This is a genomic window from Chryseobacterium viscerum (assembly GCF_002899945.2).
Taxonomy (GTDB): Bacteria; Bacteroidota; Bacteroidia; order Flavobacteriales; family Weeksellaceae; genus Chryseobacterium; species Chryseobacterium viscerum.
The window spans coordinates 637,678-660,088 of record NZ_PPEG02000002.1; the positions used below are offsets into that span (position 1 = coordinate 637,678).

The following is a 22,411-nucleotide window of genomic DNA, read 5'->3' on the forward strand; positions in this document are numbered from 1 at the left end:
ACACTGCAAAGATGTGGGAATAACGCTCGTTAAAGAATGGATGATTTTTACTTTGTCATGGAGATTTTTTGCACGGTCTCATTCGTGGTCCGCATGACCTCTTTCAAAATCAGCAAGGATGTATTGAAAAAAATAAAGCGAACCTTCATGATAAAGTTCGCTTTACGCTAATGAATATGGAGGAGAAGGATATATTATGATCCCGGTTTCACGAAGGTCTGCCAGCCTCTCATTGTTTCAATAAAACGTTCACTCAGCCCGCCTTTACGAAGGAAATCGGCTGTGACAGGGAGCGTAGGGCTGTCGTATAATGGATTGGCCTGTACCTGAAGCGGAAAATCCCGTTGAAGAATCCCGGCTCTTGCAATCAGGACAAAATCGCAGCCTTCATCCAGCAGTTCTCCTGCACGTTGTGCACTCATTATCTTTCCGGCAGCACCCAAACGTACTCCTTTACGCGGAAGTTCTGTGAAAACGCTGAGCATTTTTTTTCCCTGAAATGATCCTTCCCGGACAAGCTGAGCCGAATCCCAGAGAGCCAGATCCAGATAGTCAATCAATTCCTTATCAAAAATTTCAGCAGTAATCTCACGCAATTCCTCCAAACGCAGTCCATACCGTTCAATCGACAATCGCCAGCCAATCTGAAAATCGGGACCACAGGCTTTTCGGATACCTTCAATGACTTCAAGGGTAAAACGGGCACGGTTTTCTATACTGCCTCCATATTGATCCATCCTGTCATTGAGATGAGGAGACAAAAACTCCGAAAGAATCCATCCAAAAGCACCATGTACTGAAATCCCATTAAATCCTGCAAGCTGTGCCCTCCTGGAAGCGGTGATAAAGCTGTCACGGATTCGTTCCACTTCTTCGGTGGTGAGGGCCTTGATATTCGGTACTGTTTTATCGGAGGCAGGAGCGGGTATTCCTCCTATTGATGGTTTTGCTCTGTGTCCGGCATGGTGTAGCTGTACCGCAGATAATGCTCCTCCTTCCCGAATTGCTGCGGCCATTTGAGTTAATCCCGGAAGATGTTGATCACTATGAATACCCATCTGGCGTTCAAAGGCGATAGCTCCAGCTTCTACTGTAGATGCACTGGTTTGAATCAGGCCGTAGCCGCCCTGGGCAAGCTGTTCCATCCAATATTGGTCGTATTGGGAGGCGGTACCGTCATGATTACTTTGCTGGCTCGTAAGGGGGGCCAGCATAAAACGGTTTCTCATAGCCGGACCGTGAAGAAAGGTGAGGGGTTTGAATAAATCGGAAACAGACATTTTATTTTAATTTTAAGGTTGTACGTATCAATTTTGTCTGTTGCAAAGTTGCGGTTATAAGTTGCGGTGAAAAATGGATGATTTTAATGATATGATGGATGTTTTCTACAACATACCCGTAATAATCTATCCATGTAATAAAATCATATGCTGGACTTTTCCGTACAACAAAAAATCTCAGGAGTGCTGAGATTTTAAAACATAGAGATTACTATTATAGAGTGATCAAAGTCAGTTATTTTGAAGATTATCCCTCTTCAATTCTCTTTCAATTTCATCTACATAAGGTAGGGGAGAAAGAAAACTTTCTTCGATATATTTTCGGATACTTTCATCAATCTTATTGTTTATCTTTCTGATAAAAAGCTGATTACTGGCTTTTAGGGACTTGATATAATTGAAGGTATTCTGTTTGTTGGGGAAGACCGATTTCTCCAGCACGGCTCTTTTGTCATCATTGATGATGATATCATTAAATGACGTATTCATCAGAACAGTCTGAAAAAATGATTCTGCAGGTAAAAAAGTATGAAAATAGTAATCTTCAAAATCCATTACCATTTGGTTATTGGCTAAAAACGAGCAGGTTTCTCTTGTGAAAATAAACCATTTTCCTCCGATATAAGGGGTCACTCCTTTCATAAATGTTCTTTTATAAATGAGTGAGGAGATCATATGGGCTAATTCGGTAAAATGATTTTGTATTCTTTGAAGGGTATCGGGTCTGTAAAATTTCTGATCATAATAAAAAAGATAATTTCGGCCTTTATTGATGGTAAGAAATTCTCGGATAATATTTTGTGACTTAAGGGGATAGTCTTCACCACTCAGGTTAATAAAATAATCCCATTCCCGGCTTACATTTAGAAGAAATTCCATTGCATTAAGCTCAGCCTGAACCATGCTGAATCCCCCGGAAACGATATTCAGACTGTCCAGAATATAGACATTAGGAAACTGAATGATATAAAGCTGTATTTCTTCTATAATTTTTGATTTGGTTTTTCTATCAATATGGATAAGATAAAACTGATCTCTTGTATAGATCTTCTGAAACATCTCTTTAAACAGTTCAGGCTTATGATGTACCATGATAAAATAAGCAATTCTTACATGTGGAGATGTAGAGGAACCTAAAGTCTTGGGATAAGGTTTTGCTATGGGGGAAGGCGTTTGCATACTAAGGATCTTAAAATCATCCGCATTTGCAAATAATTGGGTTGACGTGCGGAAGCTACGAATATATTTTTGATAATCAATCGATTAAATGCATTTTTTTTATTGTATTTTTGCAAAACATTTATAAAACAGGTCACTGCCTTTGCTATTCTGTAATAGTTTAAAATCACAATTTTTTCTTTCAGTTTTGCTTTTTCAGCTACCAATTTATAATCAGTTTCAACAGCAGAAATCAGAGATTATAAAGTTCTATTGTAGATAAAAGCGATATGTTATTGCTGGTTATCAATGATATATTAAGGTCATTATTGTAGCTAAAGCAAGAAAAAAGATAAACAAAAAAGGAATAGTCTTTACTAGTTTGTCAATACACCAACTCAAATTCTGATAATCAGATTTGCTTACAAACTACCGGAAGACCGGAATTTATAATGAGTTTTAAAAATTTAAATTTAATCAACCCAATTATCCGCGCCATGACAGAAGCCGGATATTCTAAGCCTACTGAAATACAGTATACCGCAATTCCGCATATTTTAGCTGGAAGGGATATTGTAGGGTGTGCTGAATCGGGTTCGGGGAAAACAGCTGCCTTTGCAATGCCTATTTTGCAACTGCTAAAAAGACATACCCCGGAACATAAAGAAATACGAACTCTCATACTTACCCCAACACGAGAATTGGCAATAGAAATAGAAGAAAACCTTGGAATTTACAGTAAGTATTTACCATTGTCTCTACTTTCCATTTATGAAGGTGTTTCTATTGGGAGCCAGCTTGCTGCCCTTAGAAAGAGGGTAGATATTTTGGTGGCAACACCTGGAAGACTGCTGGATTTGATTAGCCATAGACATATTGATCTTTCTAAAATTGAAATATTTGTTTTGGATGAGGCAGACAGAATGCTTGATAAGGCATTTGTAGATGATGTAAAAAAGATTTTAAAACTGATTTCCCCAAAAAGACAAACCTTATTTTTCTCTAAAACAATGCCGGCAAGTATAAAAAGTATTGCCAAAACGATCCTCAATAATCCCATAGAGATTATTGTGAATCCCGTTTCTTCTACAACACAACCTGCTAAGCAGTCACCCTTTTTTGTAGAAAATGAAAAAAAAACGGATTTACTGGTTGATGGCATCGGGAGAAGTAACCGCTATCTCATTGTGTAATGTGGATAAGCGTTTAGAATGTAAAAAGATTCAAAACTGATACGGCTTACTGCCTGTCAGGGATTTTTAATAAATAAAATCTGTAAAGTGTACAGATAAAATATACAATTTTTAATAATAATTACAATGCAAGAAGGCACCGTAAAATTTTTCAATGAAGCAAAAGGCTTCGGGTTTATTACTCCGGCAGATGGAAGTAAAGACATATTTGTACATTCTTCAGGATTAACTACAAGAGTGATCCGTGAGAATGATAAAGTAGTTTTTGATGTACAAAAAAGTGATAAAGGTTTAAATGCTGTTAACGTAAAGTTGGCATAATTTAGATCTCAATTACAAGTATGTTAATATAACATCCTTTATAATATCAAGTCTCATATTTTTATATTTTTTTTACAAATTCAAAATCCGTACTCTTCAGTATCTGGATATATGATTTGAAAGAACATTGATGACAATGAGATTCGTTTTTATTTCATCATGTTCACTGACCTCTTACTGTATGTGAGAGGTTTTTGAGGGATTTAAATAGATGAGACTTGATTTACAATTGTTACAGTGATTATGATAACAATTGTATATATTCTAATTTCTCAAAAGCTTCAGAAAATAATATGATTATTATCAATAGTTTTAATGAGTATAAGGCTCTTGAGGGTCAGATAATAGGAGCTTCTGCCTGGCATAAAATAGATCAGGAGCAGATCGATAGATTCGCAGATGCAACTTTAGATTATCAGTGGATTCATACTGATAAGGAAAAGGCAGAAAAAGAAGGTCCTTTTAAATCTACCATTGCTCATGGTTATTTAACATTGTCTTTGATTCCCTATCTCTGGAAGCAGATTGCAGATGTTAGAAATGTAAAAATGGAAATCAACTACGGAATAGAAAACCTTAAATTTGGTGAAGCTGTTCCGGTAAATAGTGAGGTAAGACTGCAGGCAACTGTAAAATCAGTGATCAACCTTCGGGGGACTGTAAAGGCGGTTGTTGAGGCCAAACTATTAATCAAAGATCATATAAAACCAGCCTATACGGGTGACGTGGTTTTCCTTTATCATTTTATCAGCGCCTCTTAAACCTCAAATATACTTCGGTTTTGTTTCCGGCGTTATTCTTTTCCTTCTGTCTGGTGTTCCGCCAGACTTATCAGGCTTTGGGCCTGGTTTAATTGATTTTATGGTTTCCATAATATATTGTATTTAAGTCATACAATGTAAGACGATATTTACTCCTTACATTACGGGAAACCCTATCTTTAGAAACATCTTATTTTAATATACTGCGCTGGTATATCAGTTTCCTTCATTTTCTAATGAGAAACTTAAACCCTTAATTTCGAATCTTACCCTGTAATTACAGCAAAATAATAATGAAAAAAAACAAGACACCATATGGTGTTTTATTTATATATTTGTCTGGAATAGAAAGGCTGCAAAACAAAGCAGGATTTTCTATATCAAGGTAATTTCATATCTACATTAAGGACAGCCCATATAATAAAATTAAAAGAATATGTTTGGATATCGTACTAAAATAGCTTCTGTTTTCATTTTCCTTCTGGTAACCTTTGCAAAAGCGCAATTCTATGAACTTTACCAACCCGTAGCAGTAGAGCAGTACAAAGGGAAAAATTTTTTGCTTGAGGCAAAAATATGGTATACGAATAATATGACGAATTCCTCCTGGACGGTTCTGGCTGTAAGGAATGTGGATGCCAATTCTAAGGTGATAAAACAACCCTTTTATAATGAGGATGCAGGGGAATATTACAAAAAAAATGAATGGAGCCCTTATGAATTGAAAGGAAAAATAGATTCAAATACAAAGTTTTTAACAATAGGGTTTGCTTTTGCCGGAAATGATAACTATTTCATAGACGATTTGAAACTCTATGTTTTAGATGGTAAAAACAAAATTGAAATACCTCTGAAGAACGGCGATTTTGAAAATGAAGATCTCAAAGAATGGAAAAACTTTCAGAAAGATGATCATGTAAAAGTGGCGACATCATCAGAAAAATTCTATTCAGGGAAACAATCACTTTACATTGATAATTCGAATGTAAAAACAAAGCCAACACTTGGAAATAACGCTGAGATGGGAAAATATGCTGAGGTGAATGGGGTGAAGCTTTATTATGAAATATACGGCAACGGAACACCGGTTCTCTTGCTGCATGGCAATAATTCTTCTATGGGAGCCTTCAGAAATCAATTTGATCCCCTTACCAAAGGTTTTCAGGTGATAGCACTGGACAGCCGCGGACAGGGAAAATCTTCAGGTGACGAAACGCCTTTGACGTATGAGCTTATGGCTAAAGATGTAAATGCATTCCTGGATCAACTCGGATTAAAGAAAGTAGATGTTTTAGGATGGAGTGATGGGGGAAATATTGCCGTTATCCTCGCAAGAGATTATCCGGATAAGGTGAACAAAATGGCCATTATGGGCACTGTCTTATACAATGATGACAGTTCTGTGACGAAAGAGACGAATGTTCTGCTGAAAGAACAGGTGAAAGCCATGAAAGAGCGTGGTATTGCAGAAAATAATATGGATTATCGGTTGAAAATGCTGCTCATCAACGAACCGCATATTGACCCTAATTCTTTAGAGAAAATAAAATCGCCAAGCCTGATCATGGCTGGTGAGCACGATGTTGTAAAAGAAAAGCACACCAAACTCATTGCCGAAAAAATCCCCAACAGCAAGTTATTAATTTTTAAAGGAGCTGACCACGAAGCACCAGAAAAAATCCCCGGAATTTTCAACAAAGCTGTTGTAGATTTTTTTACCAGTTAAGGTTAAAAATAATCCCTTCCCAAATATGGCGAAGGGATTTTATTTTATAGCATTTGCATCTTCAAAGTCAGTAAGTTTCCGGGAGGAGAGGGGCTGTTGTCAATCAGTTATTTTCTATACCGTTTTCTGGGGACGGCTATTTTGAAAGACTACTGTTAGCAATAGTTTTCAATTAATAATATTCAAATGCTCTTTCTATTTTTTGTTGTACAATTCCCTTATCGTCTACCAATTCCTCATAAATAGAGTTTGAATTGGCGTCAAGCTTCACATTTTTATAGATAAGTTGAGATTTTTTTTGCTGAATGGCATCCTCAAGAAGCATTTCACTTTTTATGGCATTGGTATAAGTGTACAAGATGGTATTGTTAATCGGGGTTTCATAAAAATTCCCTGTTTCTTCTGTTTTTATAAGGCGGTTGTTTTTGTCAAAGTAAAACAACTTGGTAAGCGACATCTTGTGATCAGCAGCATTTGAAACTCTTTTATACAAAGAATCGGAAATTTTTTCAAAATAGCCGGTAGTTTCTATCTTCTTATTTCCAGGATTAATGCTTTTGAAATGGCGTTTAGCTTTATCCTTTGAATCGTAGATAAGAAAGTCACTGATCAATCTTTTATCAGGAAATTCGATGGTGGTTGAATTATAACGTTCAATTTTTGTGAGAAAGCCCTCTTTGTCAAAATAGGAAATACTTTTGTTAATGTTCTGAGGTGAAAACGTGATGATCTCTGTCACTTTTTTTGGATGCCCCGAATAGTTAGAAAATTCCAGGTCATTAATGATTGATTTTCCCTGGCCGCTTACAAGGGTATAGAGTATAATAAACAGATAGCTCAATTTTATTTTCATATTGTAAGCTTTTTGGTGTTCTACAATTCCCACTAATGCTCAAATATAGGTTTTCTGATTATCAGAAAAGGTTGAAAAATTAGCGGACAAGAAGATAGATTCCAACACCAATTGCAGTATAAGCCGTAACCGTAAGAATATCAGCGATAGGTTGTGAAAATCGTTTTTCTGCAATTTTCTCACTATTGATCTGATTCTTATGGAATTTCATGATTTTTTTAGCATTACGAACCGGGTGGACTACCAGACTGTCATTTTCCCACTTGTCAACGATTACTTTATAACTCTTACCATCCACTTCAATTTTAACATTTTTACCTGAGGCTAGTTTCTCCTGAATATTGATCGGAGCAGGCGCTTGTGGAGCGTTCAGATTTGGGGATGAAGCTGCTGTACCATTCATTTGCGGAGCAGTAGTATTAGCAATCGCTGTATTCTTTTTAGAGTCTTGCTTATTGTCAGCCGTTGGATCCGCCTGCTTTTTTACCTGATAAGTATAGCAACTGGTAAGAGAAAATAATAGAATGATGAGGTATAAATTCTTTCGCATGAGCCAAATTTAAGAATTAAACGGAATATTTGGGAGTTTCTTTTGAAAGATGCTGTTTTTTTTGAAAATCTCCTGATTTTGAGCCTATCAAAATAATCCCTTTAAACATGCTCCATGGTTGGGATTTTTCGAATAGTGATGAAAGCAGATTGATATCCTTGGCAAGGTTTAAAACCTTGCCAAGGATGTTTTGCTATCTATAATGTACTGTCTTAAGCTTTGTGATATGGCTGTTTTTTAATATAAAAGTCAATGTAAATACTGTCTGCTTACTATTTTGAAATTTCTATAAGACATACGTAATTCTCGTTTGTCTGTCTATTTTAGTTTGTTAAAAGTTGGTTATTAATCTCAATTTTGTTGTAAGCAATCCATCGTTTGAGATTCCCAACCATTCTTTTTAAATGATCTTCATTCAGGAAAATATTGGTCCAATATTCAAATCTGTCGCACTGAACACTGATGTAATAGGTCATAATTGCTAAACATGCGTAGGGTAAAAACTTTTTTTCTTCTTCACTCATTTTAGCTATCGTCTCGTAACCTTTGATGAAGCTATCTGCTTTTATTTGATATTCCTCTTCATTCAAATGGGTTGAAAATAACTGAAATAGGAAATAAGAAATGTCAAAGCATAAATAACCGTTACCACAAAAATCAAAGTCAAAAAATGTTATTTCTTTTTCATCGTCAATGTGCAAATTGTCAAACCAAACGTCAAGATGAACAGCTCCATATCTCATTTTCTGTTGCTCAATATTTTCCATTTTTAGCGTTAAAAAAGCAGAAAGGGTTTCTAAAAATTCAATTTCGTTGGTATTTTTACTATAGAATTCTTTTGTTCTTAAAACGGGGTTTTTAAGCATGTTCTGAGCATTGTAAGATATTCTCCTCAGTTCTATATTTTCTGTCGATTGATGAACTTTTGCTAGTGCCTGTCCAATTAGAAAGCTTGTTTGAGCTGAAAATTTTGCTGTCTTTGTACCCTTAGCATACGAAAATAAAACGCCAAATCTAGTACCTTCCGGAGCTTCAATTTCCTGAATGAATTTGTTCGATGTATCAGCTATTGGAAAAGCAACTTGCCGGTCTGCCTCTTTTAGGAGAGTTAAAAGTCTTAATTCTTCTTCAATTTCTAATTGAGTCCGCCAATTATGGGTGTAAACTCTAAAAACGTATTTGTTTTCGCCATCATGAACAATGTATAAATGATTCATAGCAAGTCGAAATATGCTGCACTCCGTTTTGTCGGTCAGTTCATATTTTTGTTGGATAAATTTGCCAAGCCCATTGGGTGAAAGTGTACTATTTATTGTAGGAAATTTCTCTGTCATCAGTTCTTAGGTCGTAGTGGATTATAAAGCATCTGCAATTTCGTTAACATTTTTCGGTTTTACACCTATTATCTATATAAATTTTCCTTTTACTCCCTTGTTACCACACGATTATATCATGTGGTTTCTATTTCAATCACTTTTGCAGAGTGAAAGGGTAATTAGCCAGAAGGTTAATAAATTACCTTAATTTCAGCGTCTTTAGGTATCTCTAATAGCCCATGGCTTGACGGAGCTGCTGATTTCTTTTTTTGAGCCGTTACATTCGCTGCCGAGAATAGCATTGCAACAGTGGCTGACATTGGTTTTGAGCTTTTTATGTTTTTTTGCAATATTAGATAAATTATTGATATAAAAAATATGAATTTTTATCTTTTGAAAGAAAAGCTTGGCAATATTAGGAAAAGAAGGTACTAAAAACGATCAATGCTGGTAAACTTGAAATAACAGGTAGTAAGCAGGGGGCATCAGCGCTATATTATTAAATATCCTATTTACCGGATTTTCAAAAGCTAAAATAATATTATTTTTTTATTCACTATTTGATGATCCATAATAAAAATATACTTTTGTAATCAACAACATAAAATCAATATAGCTGATCATATTGTTGTTGCTAAAAAAACTAAAAACCGTATTTTAAAACTAATTAAAACCATGAAAAAGAACAAAACTACACGGTATTTATTTCTGTAATACCTCAAAACTAAAATGTTCCCGGCAATGTAACAACACAGTAAATCCTCAGAATTTCTTGAGAGCTGCCAATCCTATAGAACCTGTAAGGCTTATTTGATTATTTCCGTCCATCAAGATGGGAAGAATAGCTGGTATAAAAAAGATGACCGGGATTTCGCTTTCGATCCGGGGGTGAGATATGCTTTTGTTGAAAGCTGGGAAAACTTCATGTTGTATCCGTTAAGATACTATACCATCGCGGTCAGCGAGACATTTTTTAATCAATAGTAATTTATTGATGCCAATCCTTATACCATTATCCTGTACCCGGTAAAGGGTGCAATGGGAAAATAACAGCAAGCAAATGATTAAAAAACCAAAGAATATAATTTAATAATAAACTCAATAATTTTTACACTATTATGACAAAGAAACTATTCATCGTTGCCTTCACAGGCTTATCATGTACTATGGCTTTTGCCGCTGATTTATATGTTAGAAACGGCGGAGCAGGCGGAGCTTATCCTACCGTAAGTACAGCAATCACAGCGGCTTCAGATGGAGATCGTATCATCATTCAGCCTAAAGCGAATGGAGAAGCTTATGTAGAAAATCTGATTATCAACAAATCGCTCACTTTTGTTTCCGAAACCCATTATACAAAATATATCATTCAGGGAAATATAAGTATCAATCCGGCAACAGGAAGAACGGTGACAATCAGCAATCTGAGCTCAGGATATTACGGCATGTACAATGTAGAGGCAACTTTTCCAATAGGTACAGGAAGAACTTTTATTAATATTGTGAACTGTGAACTGCATAATGTTTTAACAGACAAAGTGAATTTCACTACTAATATCTCCGGCTGTACGATTAGTGGAATGCTGAAGTTTTCTCACGGGAAATGTACCGCTAATAAAGCACAAAGTATTGCTGTAATATCTACACAAGACAGCAGCCCTGTTGGATCTGATATTGAGGTATATGGTAATGTCTCTAGTTCGTTTATATCCAATTCACAATCCAATTATAATTTTAAATTCAACAATAATTTTTGTACCGGTATTTATATTTATGGTCTTAAAGCAGGAAGCTCTAACGAAATCATTAACAATACCGTCTATAATTATACTCCCGCAGATACGGCTCCGTTTTACGTCAACTTAGGGAATAGTCTTAATGCAGGAAATATTGCTATTATCAACAATGCATCTTCTTTTGTGGTAGGAGGGACCAATGCGTGCATTCAAAACAAAAGCAATAACGTGGCTATAACGGCTAATTATAATGTATTCACCAATACTTTTATAACAGAAGGTAATATGACGCAGAGCGACAATTCAGGATCAATGACTCTGAACTTCGACAATGTAGCGTATACGGTAACCGGGATGAATGTAAATGCCGGAAATCCTGGTATCAAATACACCGATTTAGACTTAACAAGAAACGACGCCGGGCATTATGGGGGCTCTAACAGCTGGATGAATTACTGGCCGGCAAATAATGGTAATAAACCTCAGGTAAACTATCTGTCGACTCCAAGATCTATTACCAGCGGAACTTTCAATCTCAGCGGATCTGGTTTTTCTAAATAATTCTAATATAACGATATGAAAAATTATATCTATAGTATAATTGCCTTGTTGATGGTGATGCTGTGCCCGGCACAAGTATTGGTCAGCCAGGCAGAATATTTTTGGGATATCGATCCCGGAACAGGAAATGGAACTCCGGTATGGGCTGCTGATGGGACTTTCGATAACGTTGTGGAGCAGCTTTCCAAAACAGACATTGCCACCCCGGGCAGCGGTTTACACAAATTCAGTATCCGTGTCAAGGACAATACAGGAGTTTGGGGACCGGTTTTTACCAACATTATTGATGTTCAGTCCAATCAGACCTCTGCAGTAATTGCTGTTTCGCAGGCAGAATATTTTTGGGATACCGATCCGGGAGCAGGAAATGGGAATCCCGTATTGGCTGCCGATGGTACTTTTGACAGCGTTATTGAACAGCTGAATGCATCAGGAGTTGCCACTCCGGGCAGCGGTTTACATAAATTCAGTATCCGTATCAAAGACAATATGGGAGTTTGGGGACCGGTTTTCACCAATGTCATTAATATTCAGCAACCTTCAGCATCTCCAATAATAACTGTTTCTCAGGCCGAGTATTTTTGGGATACAGATCCGGGAGCAGGAAATGGAACCGCTTTATTGGCTGCTGATACAAATTTCGACACCTCTTTTGAGCAATTGGCTGATGCAGGAATTGCTTTACCGGCTAATGGTTTGCATGTATTTAATGTTCGTATCAAAGACAATACGGGTGTTTGGGGGCCTGTTTTTAGAAATGTTATTGATGTACAGACCACAGCTTTTACAGGCTGCTGGCAAAGCCTTATCACAAGAGGAGACCATTCGGTAGGAATCAAAACAGACGGAACCCTGTGGGCATGGGGAAGTAATACATCTGGACAATTAGGAGACGGAACTACATATGTCAAACTTGTCCCTATCCAAGTAGGAACATCAGCAGATTGGAAAAGCATATATGTCGGCAACAGGCATACCCTTGCCATTAAAACAAACGGAACGTTGTGGGCGTGGGGGAATAATGCTTCTGGGCAATTAGGAGATGGAACTTTAACTAGCAAAACGGTTCCCACTCAGATAGGAACTGCAACGGACTGGCAAAGTCTTGGCGGTGGAGCTGAACATTCCGTAGGAATTAAAACCGATGGAACGCTATGGGCATGGGGAGGTAATGGTAACGGACAATTGGGAGACGGAACTACAGTTTCGAAAAATATTCCAACACAAATCGGAACGGCCGCCAATTGGAAAAGTATTCGTGCCGCCAATTATCAGACCTTAGCCATCAAAACCGATGGAACGCTGTGGGGATGGGGAATTAATAACTATGGACAACTGGGAGACGGAACTTCAGTGTCAAAAAACACCCCAACGCAAATCGGAAGTGCTACTAATTGGAAAAGTATTGATACAGGAGTTCAGCATTCGATAGGAATCAAAACCGATGGAACGCTATGGACCTGGGGCAATAACAGTAATGGGCAACTGGGAGATGGTACTACCATTTCAAAAAACACTCAAATACAAGTAGGAACAGCAACCAACTGGCAAACTGCAACGGTTGGAAATAGTTTTACATTTGCGACCAGGACAGACGGAACCCTTTGGTCGTGGGGCAGCAATAATTTTGGACAGTTGGGTACTGGTACAACTGGAGGAAGTACTACATCACCTACACAGGTAGATTCCTCTTCAGACAATAAGCAGGTTTTTGCTGGAGAAAATCATATTCTTGTACAAAAATTTGACAGTTTTCTAAAAGTTTGTGGACGAAATGATAGCTGGCAGCTAGGTGACGGTACGAAAGTTAACAAAAATACATTTATTTCTACGGCTTGCCCTGGATATTGTATTCCTCCGACACCGGTTTCATCTGCCAATATTACTTCTGCAACGGCTACTCTTAACTGGACAGCAGCAACGGTGGCTCCTGGTCAGGGATATGTCTATCTTTACAGTACCAGCCCAACGGTTGGAGGGATTCAGGGAGGTGTACCTTCTACTTCTACAACAGCCAATTTAACCAATTTACTACCTGACACTACTTACTATTGGTGGGTGGGCTCTAATTGTGGATTCAGTCCGTATATCTGGATGCCGGGAGGTTCCTTTACTACACTTCCTACCACTGCAACAGGCTGCTGGCAAAGTGTGAGCGGTGGTGTTGATTTTTCAATGGCGCTTAAAACAGATGGAACACTATGGGCCTGGGGAAATAACTATGAAGGAGAGCTGGGAGACGGAACTACGATCAATAGAAATACCCCAACACAAATCGGCACCGAAAATAATTGGGTGAAAATAGCTACCGGGCCTTATTTTTCAGCAGGTATGAAAGCCAATGGATCCATATGGACCTGGGGAGAGAATAGCAGAGGACAGTTGGGTGATGGAACTACCACCACGAGAACTGTTCCAACGCAGGTAGGAACCGCAACAGGATGGTTGGATATTGCAACGGGGGAGAAACAGACATTCGCTATACAATCAGATGGAACACTTTGGGCCTGGGGGTATAATAACAGAGGGCAGTTAGGTGATGGTACCCTCATTAACAAAAGTATACCTGTACAAATAGGAACAGCAACAGACTGGGTAAGTATCGCCTCCGGAGGATATCATACCCTTGCTATAAAAAGCGATGGAACGCTATGGGCCTGGGGAGATAATAATTATGGACAATTAGGTGATGGTAGTACAGTCGCAGTAAGTTCCCCTACTCAAATAGGAACGGCTACGAATTGGAAATCTGTTACTGCAGGAACCAATCATTCAATAGCACTCAAAACCGATGGAATGCTATGGACGTGGGGGAATAATGGCTCGGGGCAATTAGGCGATGGAACTACAAATCGAAAGAATATTCCGACACAGGTAGGAACAGAAGCCAACTGGCAAAGTGTGAAGACTGGCATGTACGGTTCAACTTTAGCCATCAAAACCGATGGTACCTTATGGGCCTGGGGGTATAATGGCTGGGGGCAATTAGGAGATGGTACAGAGACGAGCGCCTCTACACCTATGCGTATAGGAAATGCAACTGACTGGCAAAGTATTGCAGCAGGAGCTAACAATACGTTTGCTATCAATGCTAATGGATTTCTGGCCATCAGTGGTTATAATTTCAAGGGACAGATTGGAGATGGTACTAATGCTATAAAGAGAATTTTCACACCAGTTGCTTGTGGTACAAGTAATGGAACTATTACTAAAGTTTCAACTTCCGCTAAAGGAAGTTTAGCAGTTGATGAAATTACAGCAAAAGCAGATCAGCTGAAGGTCTATCCAAATCCGGTACAGGATATCCTGACGATTTCGTTTGACCAGAAGATACTGTCGGTAGCGGTTTACAATGCAGCCGGACAGCAGATCCTTACCAAGGCCATCAATGATACGAAAGGAACCATTGATGTTTCCGGACTCGCATCAGGAGCTTATCTGGTTAAAGTAAATGCTGCTAATGACGTTGTGAAAACAGTAAAAGTAATCAAGCGATAAGCATTAAAACCTTATTAGACTCGCTAAGATTTCTTTACATTTGAAATCTTTCAAAATAGCGCCACCTAGAAATAAGTGGTGCTATTTTTTTAATATTCTTTTTCTGATCTCTTTTCTTTGTTATACAAAGTCTCCCGACTTTGATTATACTCAAACCTCTTTGTTGTAGCGGGGAAAAAGAGATTGTTAATGAAATTTTATTGTTTTTCACCACATGTAAGGCAGAAACTATCTTTGTCTATTACATTGCCCATACAATCTTTAATATGACAATCTGTTCGTTCTATTTCATTCTCAAAATTGCAATTGATGCAGTATAACATCGTTGAAAAAGGTTTGTTGGGATTGAGAAATGCCCACTTACTTTTTAATTCATGGCCTTTTGAATGTATTTTATGAAAACAGGTTGGGCAAAAATATTTTCTTCCACTTAAATTAAAATTTAAATATTTTTTTAGCTGCTTTATTCCAATTGTTACTTCTAGGAAATCTAAAAATTTATATGATTGTATACTCTCAAAATTCCAATCATAATAGCCAAAAAGAGGATTTGATTGATTCCATTTTTTTATATCATTGAACCATTGATCCTTTCCAAAGAAATAAGTATATGCTTTTAGTACATCAATTATAACAATGCTTGGATTGTTTAATATATTTCCAGCCCCATGAATTGCCTTGTTTCTATTTTGTCTAATATCTTCAATGAACTTTATTTTTTCTGAATTAATGTTGAGATTAGTAACAGTACAAAAAGTATGAAGAAGATTTTCGCCAGCATACGTATACATAGAAGAATAATCTACATCTTTACTGTCTGGTAGACTTGGCCAATCCGATCTTTTTTGTTCAAGAAGTAAATATGGTGAATTTTTTACAATTACACTTTTCATATAAGCTTCAACTCCTTGATGTAATAAAATAATAGATGTTCTAAATGTTGGTTTGTTATGCTCCCAAACCTCATTTAGAGGAACTTCTTCGTTTATATTTTCATCATCATATTTTTTATAAGCACAATAAATTATAAAAAATGATTCAAGTGCTTGAATTAGACACTCTTTTGTTACTTTTTCAAAGTCTTCGTATGCTGGTATATTAGTTATCATTAGCTAAGTCGCTTTAGTTTAAGATCAATGAATTCTATTCTAGGAGTTTGATAATGAATGAAACGAAATTAGAGAAAAAATGTTGTTGAGAGTTCAAGTCTCTGCTTCATCAGCGGAGAATCCGCCACCTTTGCTTTCCTAAAAATCATCAGGAACTTATAAAAACCTTTGCGTTAAAAAAGCTTAATCTTATCTGATATAATCGAATACGGCTTATTCCATAATGAATACCTAGCTGAAAATCTTTGATTTTCTTGCGCCCTAGACTCCCAATACAGCTAAAAAAGCCTTGCGCCTTTGCGATGTTCCAACAAATCAATAAGCAAAAGTTTATCCAGCAGTATAGATTTTGCAAAGGAGTGAAAATGCTTCCTCAGCAAGACCTGAGTTAATGAAATTCCCGTTTTTCCAAGAGTCCGTTTTTATATATTTCAGTGTATACTAATGGTCCTTTTTTCCTTGTATTGATGATGGGTTCTCCTGTTTCCTCACGGTATTTCTGTAGTAATTTATAAAATTTCCATGTTCCAACGGGTAACCCATTTTTATACTCCGCTTCCAGATAGGTATAGGGGTCTGTGAATTCCGGATGTTTTTGTATATCTATAGAACTATTGGATTTGGTTTCGATCCATTTTCCTTCTTTAAGGTGGTTTTTCACCATGCCCATTTCTTCCTCATTTTTATAAGGGCCATCTTTGTCATAGTATCTTGCCAATTTTCCAGAGGGTAGAATTTGGTATTGCTGTAAAGGTTTTAGCTTGAAAGGATCTTCAGTAAACTCATAATCTTGCAGAGAAATGATGTAATTTTTATCGATATTAAATAGGGTGTAGTTGGCAAAACCCATTTCTCCCTGATGATTAAGATAGATTCTCTTCATATCGATAAGCTTACCGTCTCTGGTTGAAACTAAATACATTTTTTCAATAAATGGTTCGGTGTAACGAACGGTATTATAGACCGCCATAAAGTAGACTGAATAGTCTCCGTAGCACAGAAAATAAAAGGCTATTTTAATACGGTCATATTTTTCATTGACAGTAGTGCTGAATGGCAGAAGGACATCATATTCTTCAGGAAGTGATACAAGATCTTTTTTGATGACTGTTTCAAATTTCAATGCATTGATTTTCTTCAATGTATTCTCATCCTGTATGACAGGCAGAATGGCATCAGCAGTTGTTCGTTTTGAAAGATCTGAATACCCAAATGGCAGCGTTATACAATCCGCCTTATTGGTGTTAAAAGAAAACGATCCCTTATCTGTTGAATGTACTTCTGTGTTTGTTGCCTTATTTTCTGTTTGAGCCTTACTGTAGCAGGAAAAAAGGAAAAACAGACAAGAAAAAAAAGCGATATTAATTTTAAACATATATATCTGATATTGGGGTGAAACCGTGGACATGCAAATGATTATTATGTCGTGGAGTAGCGGTATGAGTGGTATGAGGTAACCGTGTGCTGGCATTGTCTGCCGTACTGGCATTTGCCGTGTTGGAAAAATCCTCTGACCGGCCTAGTATAAACCCAAAGTCATAAAGGATATTTCTAAGAATCACTTCATTATCATAATCAAAATTCGCGGCCGTAAGGATCGTATTGTTTCCATTCTGCTGATTTGTTAATAAATTTAAATCTCCTGCTTCGCCATTCACATGTTCTGCACTGGGATAACACGACGCATCAGCATAAGAAAACCCCTGAGATACAATATAATGGTTGTGTCCTTCCTGCCTGAATTGCGCCAATGACCCTAAGAAACCTGCAAATAAATCCGGTTGAATGCTTCTTCTTCTGGTGTGCTGAAATCCATATCGGATGATGACTCCATTTTGATTATAATTGAATGCTTCAAAAATCTGTGGTCCCACACCATCATTCGCTAAAATATCCATATCCACCATTTCAACATCTCCCTGTTGATTGGCGTACCATTTATCGGTGGCTCCATCACCAAGTGTTCCGTTAGCATACACCAATAACTGATGAGCATCGATCTGTTCTCCGGCAGCCCTGTTGGCGGTAAAATCTATGGTCTGCAAAAGAGCTCCTCTCTGGGCCAGCGGAGGAATGGCATTCATTCTTCTTTTTCTGGTTATTATTTCTTTGGTTCTGGCGCAAATCCTGTGTTCATTATCATTTTGATCATAATAAAAGAAGATAACCTGCGTAGATTGGGCATTCAGAACTTTCTGAACCCTTCTTCTTCTTTCCGGATTTGTACTGATCACAGCTAAAGTATTGTACGTATTACTGCCATGGTGAATGGTATAGATATTTTTATTGACCACTCTGAATCTTGCTGTGTCATCATCTAAGAAAATACCGGCTCCATTTACTTCTTGCTGTTCATCTCTGTAGGCACAGGGATTGTTGTCTGTTCTTTCTACTGCCACTTCCAGATTGATAGTGCCATCTGCCAGTCTTCTGGTCCAGTCATCAAAAGTTGCTCTTCCGTCTGGTCTGAGTTGCAGTTTAATAATAGCTTTATTGATATGGTCACTTTGCAGATTGGTATAATGAGCATGGCTGTCTTCTCTGTTGTTGAGGGCATCAAAATTTCCGACCTGTACCGTCAACAGCCTCTGTACTTCATACCGATTGGGAGATACAAAACGCATGAGCTGTAATGTATCTGTATTTTCTGTCATGGTACTGGCTGAAGGTCTTATCACGGCATCTATATTCAGGTCTGTCATATTGCTGGTCTCTATGATCAGATATACGGTTTTTCCTAATATAGAATCGTAGGGGATTTCCACATTATCGTGATCCCTCTGTATGTGGGCAGAATCAATTTTTGTGAAGCTTACTCTTGTTCCATTGTCTGTGGTCACTTTTTTGGCAAAATAAACGTCACTGATGCGCTGCAATGAGTCATCGGGAGTATCCGGAGCCAATGGGCCATTTAAAGTCTGTGTCTGCCCGGAGTCTGTTATGGTAATACGTGTTGCCATTTTAAGATTTTTCTTTTTTTAATACGGGAGTTTCTGATATTTCATGACGAGGATGATCCGTGATGTTATCTTCTTTAAATGAGATGTGGTTCAGACCGCCAAATTTTTCATCCAGCTGGTTCTGCAGTTCTTCGATCCATCTTATATTTTTATAATTCTTCATGACTTATTTCTTTTATATGATAGATGATTTTCTTTTGATAGTTTTCTCCCAGGGAAAATTCTATGGTTAATTTATGCTCCAGCACTTCTTTGGTCACAGCGTCTAATAACATTTGTCCTTTATATTTGTCCAGTTTTGGGAAATCGGTTTCGCTTTGATAAGCGATTTCTTTTCTTTTCATCTCTCCATAAAACATTTCCCAGTTTTTGTCTGAAGGGATATCGCCGGTGTACTGTAATAGTAGTAATTCATCATCACAACGCATAGCCTCCGTCTGTATACTTTCGTCTATATCGATTACGGTATTAGCCATGAAATTACGGTAACGTACCCTATGCTTTTTCTGATTCTCTTTCTCATGCCTTCCGTAAAATTGATGAAGGATCATTCCGAAATGAATATTTTTTAAAAAATCTTTACCCACCAGGTTTTCCTTTTGGTAAAATGCTTTTAAAAACTGATAAAAATCTTCTGCCTTTTTGCCAACATAGGATCGGGAGAGCTTTTCTATGGCTTTTTCCATTCTGTCCTGAAGAATTGTCAGTCCCTGTATGTTTTTCAAACGGCCGTATTCATCTGTTACAAGCACTACATCATCATTGATAGCTGCAATTCTGGTTAAAAAATCTTTTTCAGAGAGTGAGAGTTCCTTATCCCGGTGCACTCTGTCAAAAGTTTCTATATGGTATTCAAATCTTTCTGTTTCTAAAAGCTTCAGCGTAACATGAAAATTTTTGTTGAGCTCGCTTCTGTGAGTTTTCCCATTGGTGGTGGTATATTCATTACAGGAATAGCGATAAAATTTCTTTCCTTCGAGAAGGTTTAATCTAATATGTATGGGAAACACTGGCTCCATAATTTTTCACCCGTTTTTAAAACTTCTTATTGCTTTTATTTAAAAACTACTTTCCCGCCAGACGAAACCCACTGGCTTTTTTTGTTCCATGATCCATCACAGTCTTCCTGCATTTGTTTAACTATTTTTGCTGTTTTCAGATCGATAATAGCACAAGTGTAGTTTTCATGCAGGGTACTGTCCTTATCACTTTCATGCACATAGTCTTTGATGATGGCATCTACCACTACATAATTGGCATTGGGAGATAATCGGGAGAATAGCTCACTTCCCGTACCTTTGTATTCATTTCCTTTCCCTACTTTTATCTTCTTCTTTTTATTGATTATATAGAGATTATACCATAGTTTCATATCGCTGTTGTAGGATGCATAATACAGTGATGAGGTATTATTCAAAGTAATGAGGGTATCTTTCTTTACCTTTTTATTCTGTACATCATGATTTCGATGGGAAACGGTGTTTCCGCATGTAATGCAAATGACTAAAATCATTAGGATGGTTATAAATTGTTTCATGATGATAAATTTGAATTTTTTTCCATTTTTTCATACCGCTTGTCCATATCGGTACCTCTTCTTGTATTGCCGTAATCATCAAGGATTTCCTGCTCATATTTACCGTGCATATCTCCCCAGTCGCCAGGATTTCTTGATAATTTTTCTATTTTTTCACCTTCTTTTTTTGTTTTATTTTCTTTGGCTGTGTTGGCATCTTTTTTGGCGAAAAACCGATTTAATGCATCCCCGAAATCATCTTTTACCAATCCAGGTCTGTTGATGTGATGATCCAATACAGTAGCTTTTCCCAATTTTGATTTTAAATAATCTGACAATTTATAGGAATAGCCGGTAGGAGTTAAGGGAAGTACAACTTCTTTTAATCTCTTTATAAAATCCAGCACCTGTTTTTCCTGAAATGTCTTATCGATAACAGCATTGACGATCGGTTGCAGAGGCTTGCATTCTACTGTTTTTCCAAATAAAGATTCTTTACAGTTTTCTCTGATTTTGTTTGATAATGTATTTCCGGTAATTTTTTCCGCTTTGGAATCTGCCGGATCTTTATAATACAGAATCCCGGAGTCCACGGTCCATCCGCATGATGCAAATAGCTCGTCATATTTTTCAGGGTGCTGGGCTTTAAATTCTTCAATCTGCGTTGTAAATTCCCCTTTTCCGGTGTGATCCACTGTTTTTTGCATAGCCCCGGCCGTTAATATCATCTGCTCACCGGAGAGGTCCCAATCATAGGACTGTACAGAATCTAATTTGCCTTCATTTTCAGACATTCCCACCAAAATAGCCTTTTCTTCAGCCGTAATTTTTTTATCTTCAATTAATGTATCCCAATCGGAATAGTTTTCAAGTTTTTTTGTTCCCCAGTAGGCGGGTCCATATCTTTTACTGTATCGGGTACAGGTGATATCATAATTGTTTCCACAATTACAGTATCTGATCTCGAATCTTTCATTGTCTTTATTTAAAAACTCATGCGTTTCATCCGGAAATTTCACTTCATCCTCTGTTCCTGTTACTTCAGCTTTGAAATATAAGAATGCATTTCTGTCATCTCTTTTATTAAATTTCTCTATCAGTTTCTTCAAATCTTCATCACTTTTGGGGCGCATTGCTATTTCTTTGGCATATACCAATGTTCCGTTGATCGTGAATTCAATTTTGCTTTTTTCCTCCTCACCATCCAGAAACTTTACAGGATTTTCATAGATGTTTTCTGCATTTTTCAATTTATTTTCATGGATCTCCACCGATAGCTTTCCGCTGGCTCCTTCACAATTGGCTACAACCCAGACTTTCTTTTTAATGGTGGTGCTGTTTATTCTCTCAAAATCAAAATCCAAACTGCCATCAGCTTTTTTCGCCTGTACCTCTTCTTCCCATGTGATTTTCACCGACTCTTTTGCTTTTAATCTTACAGAATCTTCTTTATCAGCCTGGAGGTTCCTTCTTCCTTTTTTTTCATACTTCTTTTTGACATCAGATACCAGCCCTCCACTTTTTACAGTATAGGGTTCTTCTTTCTTTTCCCAAATCATTTTAGGAACTTGTTTCGCAAAATATATTTTCACCACATTCACTTCATGATCCACCTGGTGCGGCATATCATAAGTCTTTTGATTGGGGTTTGCAGCGTAATCATCTTTTTCTTGTGCTTCTTCACTCATACCATTTTATTTTGAGCTGATTATTGAAAATTACTTGAGTTGTTATATTTTGTATCTAAGAGCCTGTTTAAAAACGGTATAAAAAAAGAGTAAGGGTTACTCATTGGCTTAAAAATGTCAATTTAGAGCTGCAAAACAAAAAAATTGATGTATCCAACAGACTTAACTCTTACTCAGTGGCAATT

The 22,411-nt window shown here is 37.2% G+C and carries 18 protein-coding genes; 6 read left to right on the forward strand and 12 right to left on the reverse strand.

From position 1 onward, the window contains the following. Nucleotides 1–194 precede the first annotated feature (194 nt). Both C1634_RS06485 and C1634_RS06490 read right to left on the reverse strand, forming a co-directional pair. Complete coding sequence (locus C1634_RS06485; RefSeq protein WP_103232250.1) at nt 195–1,280, reverse strand: NADH:flavin oxidoreductase; 1,086 nt, start codon at nt 1,278–1,280, stop codon at nt 195–197. A gap of 231 nt (nt 1,281–1,511) precedes the next feature. Beyond that, nucleotides 1,512–2,459: a beta-1,6-N-acetylglucosaminyltransferase gene (locus C1634_RS06490; RefSeq protein WP_109738076.1), complete on the reverse strand. Its 948-nt coding sequence runs from the start codon at nt 2,457–2,459 to the stop codon at nt 1,512–1,514. Nucleotides 2,460–2,890: 431 nt separating this feature from the next. On the opposite strand from C1634_RS06490, the gene C1634_RS06495 reads away from it, so the two are divergent. From C1634_RS06495 to C1634_RS06510, 4 genes are all read left to right on the forward strand, one after another. Continuing rightward, complete coding sequence (locus tag C1634_RS06495; protein WP_228410004.1) at nt 2,891–3,631, forward strand: DEAD/DEAH box helicase; 741 nt, start codon at nt 2,891–2,893, stop codon at nt 3,629–3,631. 126 nt (nt 3,632–3,757) lie between these two features. Further along, nucleotides 3,758–3,952 (forward strand): cold-shock protein, encoded by a 195-nt coding sequence (locus C1634_RS06500; RefSeq protein WP_103232247.1) that lies wholly within the window; start codon nt 3,758–3,760, stop codon nt 3,950–3,952. A gap of 293 nt (nt 3,953–4,245) precedes the next feature. Then, nucleotides 4,246–4,713: a MaoC family dehydratase gene (locus tag C1634_RS06505; protein WP_103232253.1), complete on the forward strand. Its 468-nt coding sequence runs from the start codon at nt 4,246–4,248 to the stop codon at nt 4,711–4,713. Between the two features lie 436 nt (nt 4,714–5,149). Further along, nucleotides 5,150–6,439: an alpha/beta fold hydrolase gene (locus C1634_RS06510; RefSeq protein ID WP_109738077.1), complete on the forward strand. Its 1,290-nt coding sequence runs from the start codon at nt 5,150–5,152 to the stop codon at nt 6,437–6,439. 172 nt (nt 6,440–6,611) lie between these two features. Here the strand turns inward: C1634_RS06510 and C1634_RS06515 are convergent, their stop codons facing one another. The 3 genes from C1634_RS06515 to C1634_RS06525 form a co-directional block, all read right to left on the reverse strand. Beyond that, nucleotides 6,612–7,292, reverse strand: coding sequence for a hypothetical protein (locus C1634_RS06515; RefSeq protein ID WP_123921402.1), 681 nt, complete (start codon nt 7,290–7,292; stop codon nt 6,612–6,614). A gap of 79 nt (nt 7,293–7,371) precedes the next feature. After that, nucleotides 7,372–7,842, reverse strand: coding sequence for a hypothetical protein (locus C1634_RS06520; RefSeq protein WP_103232244.1), 471 nt, complete (start codon nt 7,840–7,842; stop codon nt 7,372–7,374). A gap of 323 nt (nt 7,843–8,165) precedes the next feature. Beyond that, nucleotides 8,166–9,176, reverse strand: a complete 1,011-nt coding sequence (locus C1634_RS06525; protein WP_103232243.1) for a phosphotransferase — start codon at nt 9,174–9,176, stop codon at nt 8,166–8,168. 1,100 nt (nt 9,177–10,276) lie between these two features. On the opposite strand from C1634_RS06525, the gene C1634_RS06530 reads away from it, so the two are divergent. Then, complete coding sequence (locus C1634_RS06530) at nt 10,277–11,455, forward strand: hypothetical protein (protein WP_109738078.1); 1,179 nt, start codon at nt 10,277–10,279, stop codon at nt 11,453–11,455. Nucleotides 11,456–11,470: 15 nt separating this feature from the next. Next, a complete protein-coding gene (locus C1634_RS06535) occupies nt 11,471–14,953 on the forward strand; it encodes an RCC1 domain-containing protein (RefSeq protein ID WP_109738079.1) in 3,483 nt (1,160 codons plus the stop codon). A gap of 197 nt (nt 14,954–15,150) precedes the next feature. Here the strand turns inward: C1634_RS06535 and C1634_RS06540 are convergent, their stop codons facing one another. The 7 genes from C1634_RS06540 to C1634_RS06565 form a co-directional block, all read right to left on the reverse strand. Beyond that, nucleotides 15,151–16,062, reverse strand: coding sequence for a hypothetical protein (locus tag C1634_RS06540; RefSeq protein WP_103232240.1), 912 nt, complete (start codon nt 16,060–16,062; stop codon nt 15,151–15,153). A 388-nt stretch (nt 16,063–16,450) separates the two neighbouring features. Next, nucleotides 16,451–17,437, reverse strand: coding sequence for a hypothetical protein (locus C1634_RS06545; RefSeq protein ID WP_103232239.1), 987 nt, complete (start codon nt 17,435–17,437; stop codon nt 16,451–16,453). After that, complete coding sequence (locus C1634_RS06550) at nt 17,430–19,022, reverse strand: hypothetical protein (RefSeq protein ID WP_103232238.1); 1,593 nt, start codon at nt 19,020–19,022, stop codon at nt 17,430–17,432. Before C1634_RS06550 ends, C1634_RS06545 begins: the two co-directional genes overlap by 8 nt. A gap of 1 nt (nt 19,023) precedes the next feature. Next, entirely contained in the window at nt 19,024–19,185 is a 162-nt protein-coding gene (locus C1634_RS25935) for a hypothetical protein (protein WP_165835278.1), read from the reverse strand. Further along, nucleotides 19,172–20,041, reverse strand: a complete 870-nt coding sequence (locus tag C1634_RS06555; RefSeq protein ID WP_103232237.1) for a hypothetical protein — start codon at nt 20,039–20,041, stop codon at nt 19,172–19,174. Before C1634_RS06555 ends, C1634_RS25935 begins: the two co-directional genes overlap by 14 nt. 35 nt (nt 20,042–20,076) lie before the next feature. Then, nucleotides 20,077–20,559 carry a hypothetical protein gene (locus tag C1634_RS06560; RefSeq protein WP_103232236.1) on the reverse strand — a complete coding sequence of 161 codons (483 nt, stop codon included), beginning with the start codon at nt 20,557–20,559 and terminating at the stop codon, nt 20,077–20,079. Then, nucleotides 20,556–22,226, reverse strand: coding sequence for a hypothetical protein (locus C1634_RS06565; protein ID WP_109738080.1), 1,671 nt, complete (start codon nt 22,224–22,226; stop codon nt 20,556–20,558). Before C1634_RS06565 ends, C1634_RS06560 begins: the two co-directional genes overlap by 4 nt. Between the last annotated feature and the right edge of the window lie 185 nt (nt 22,227–22,411).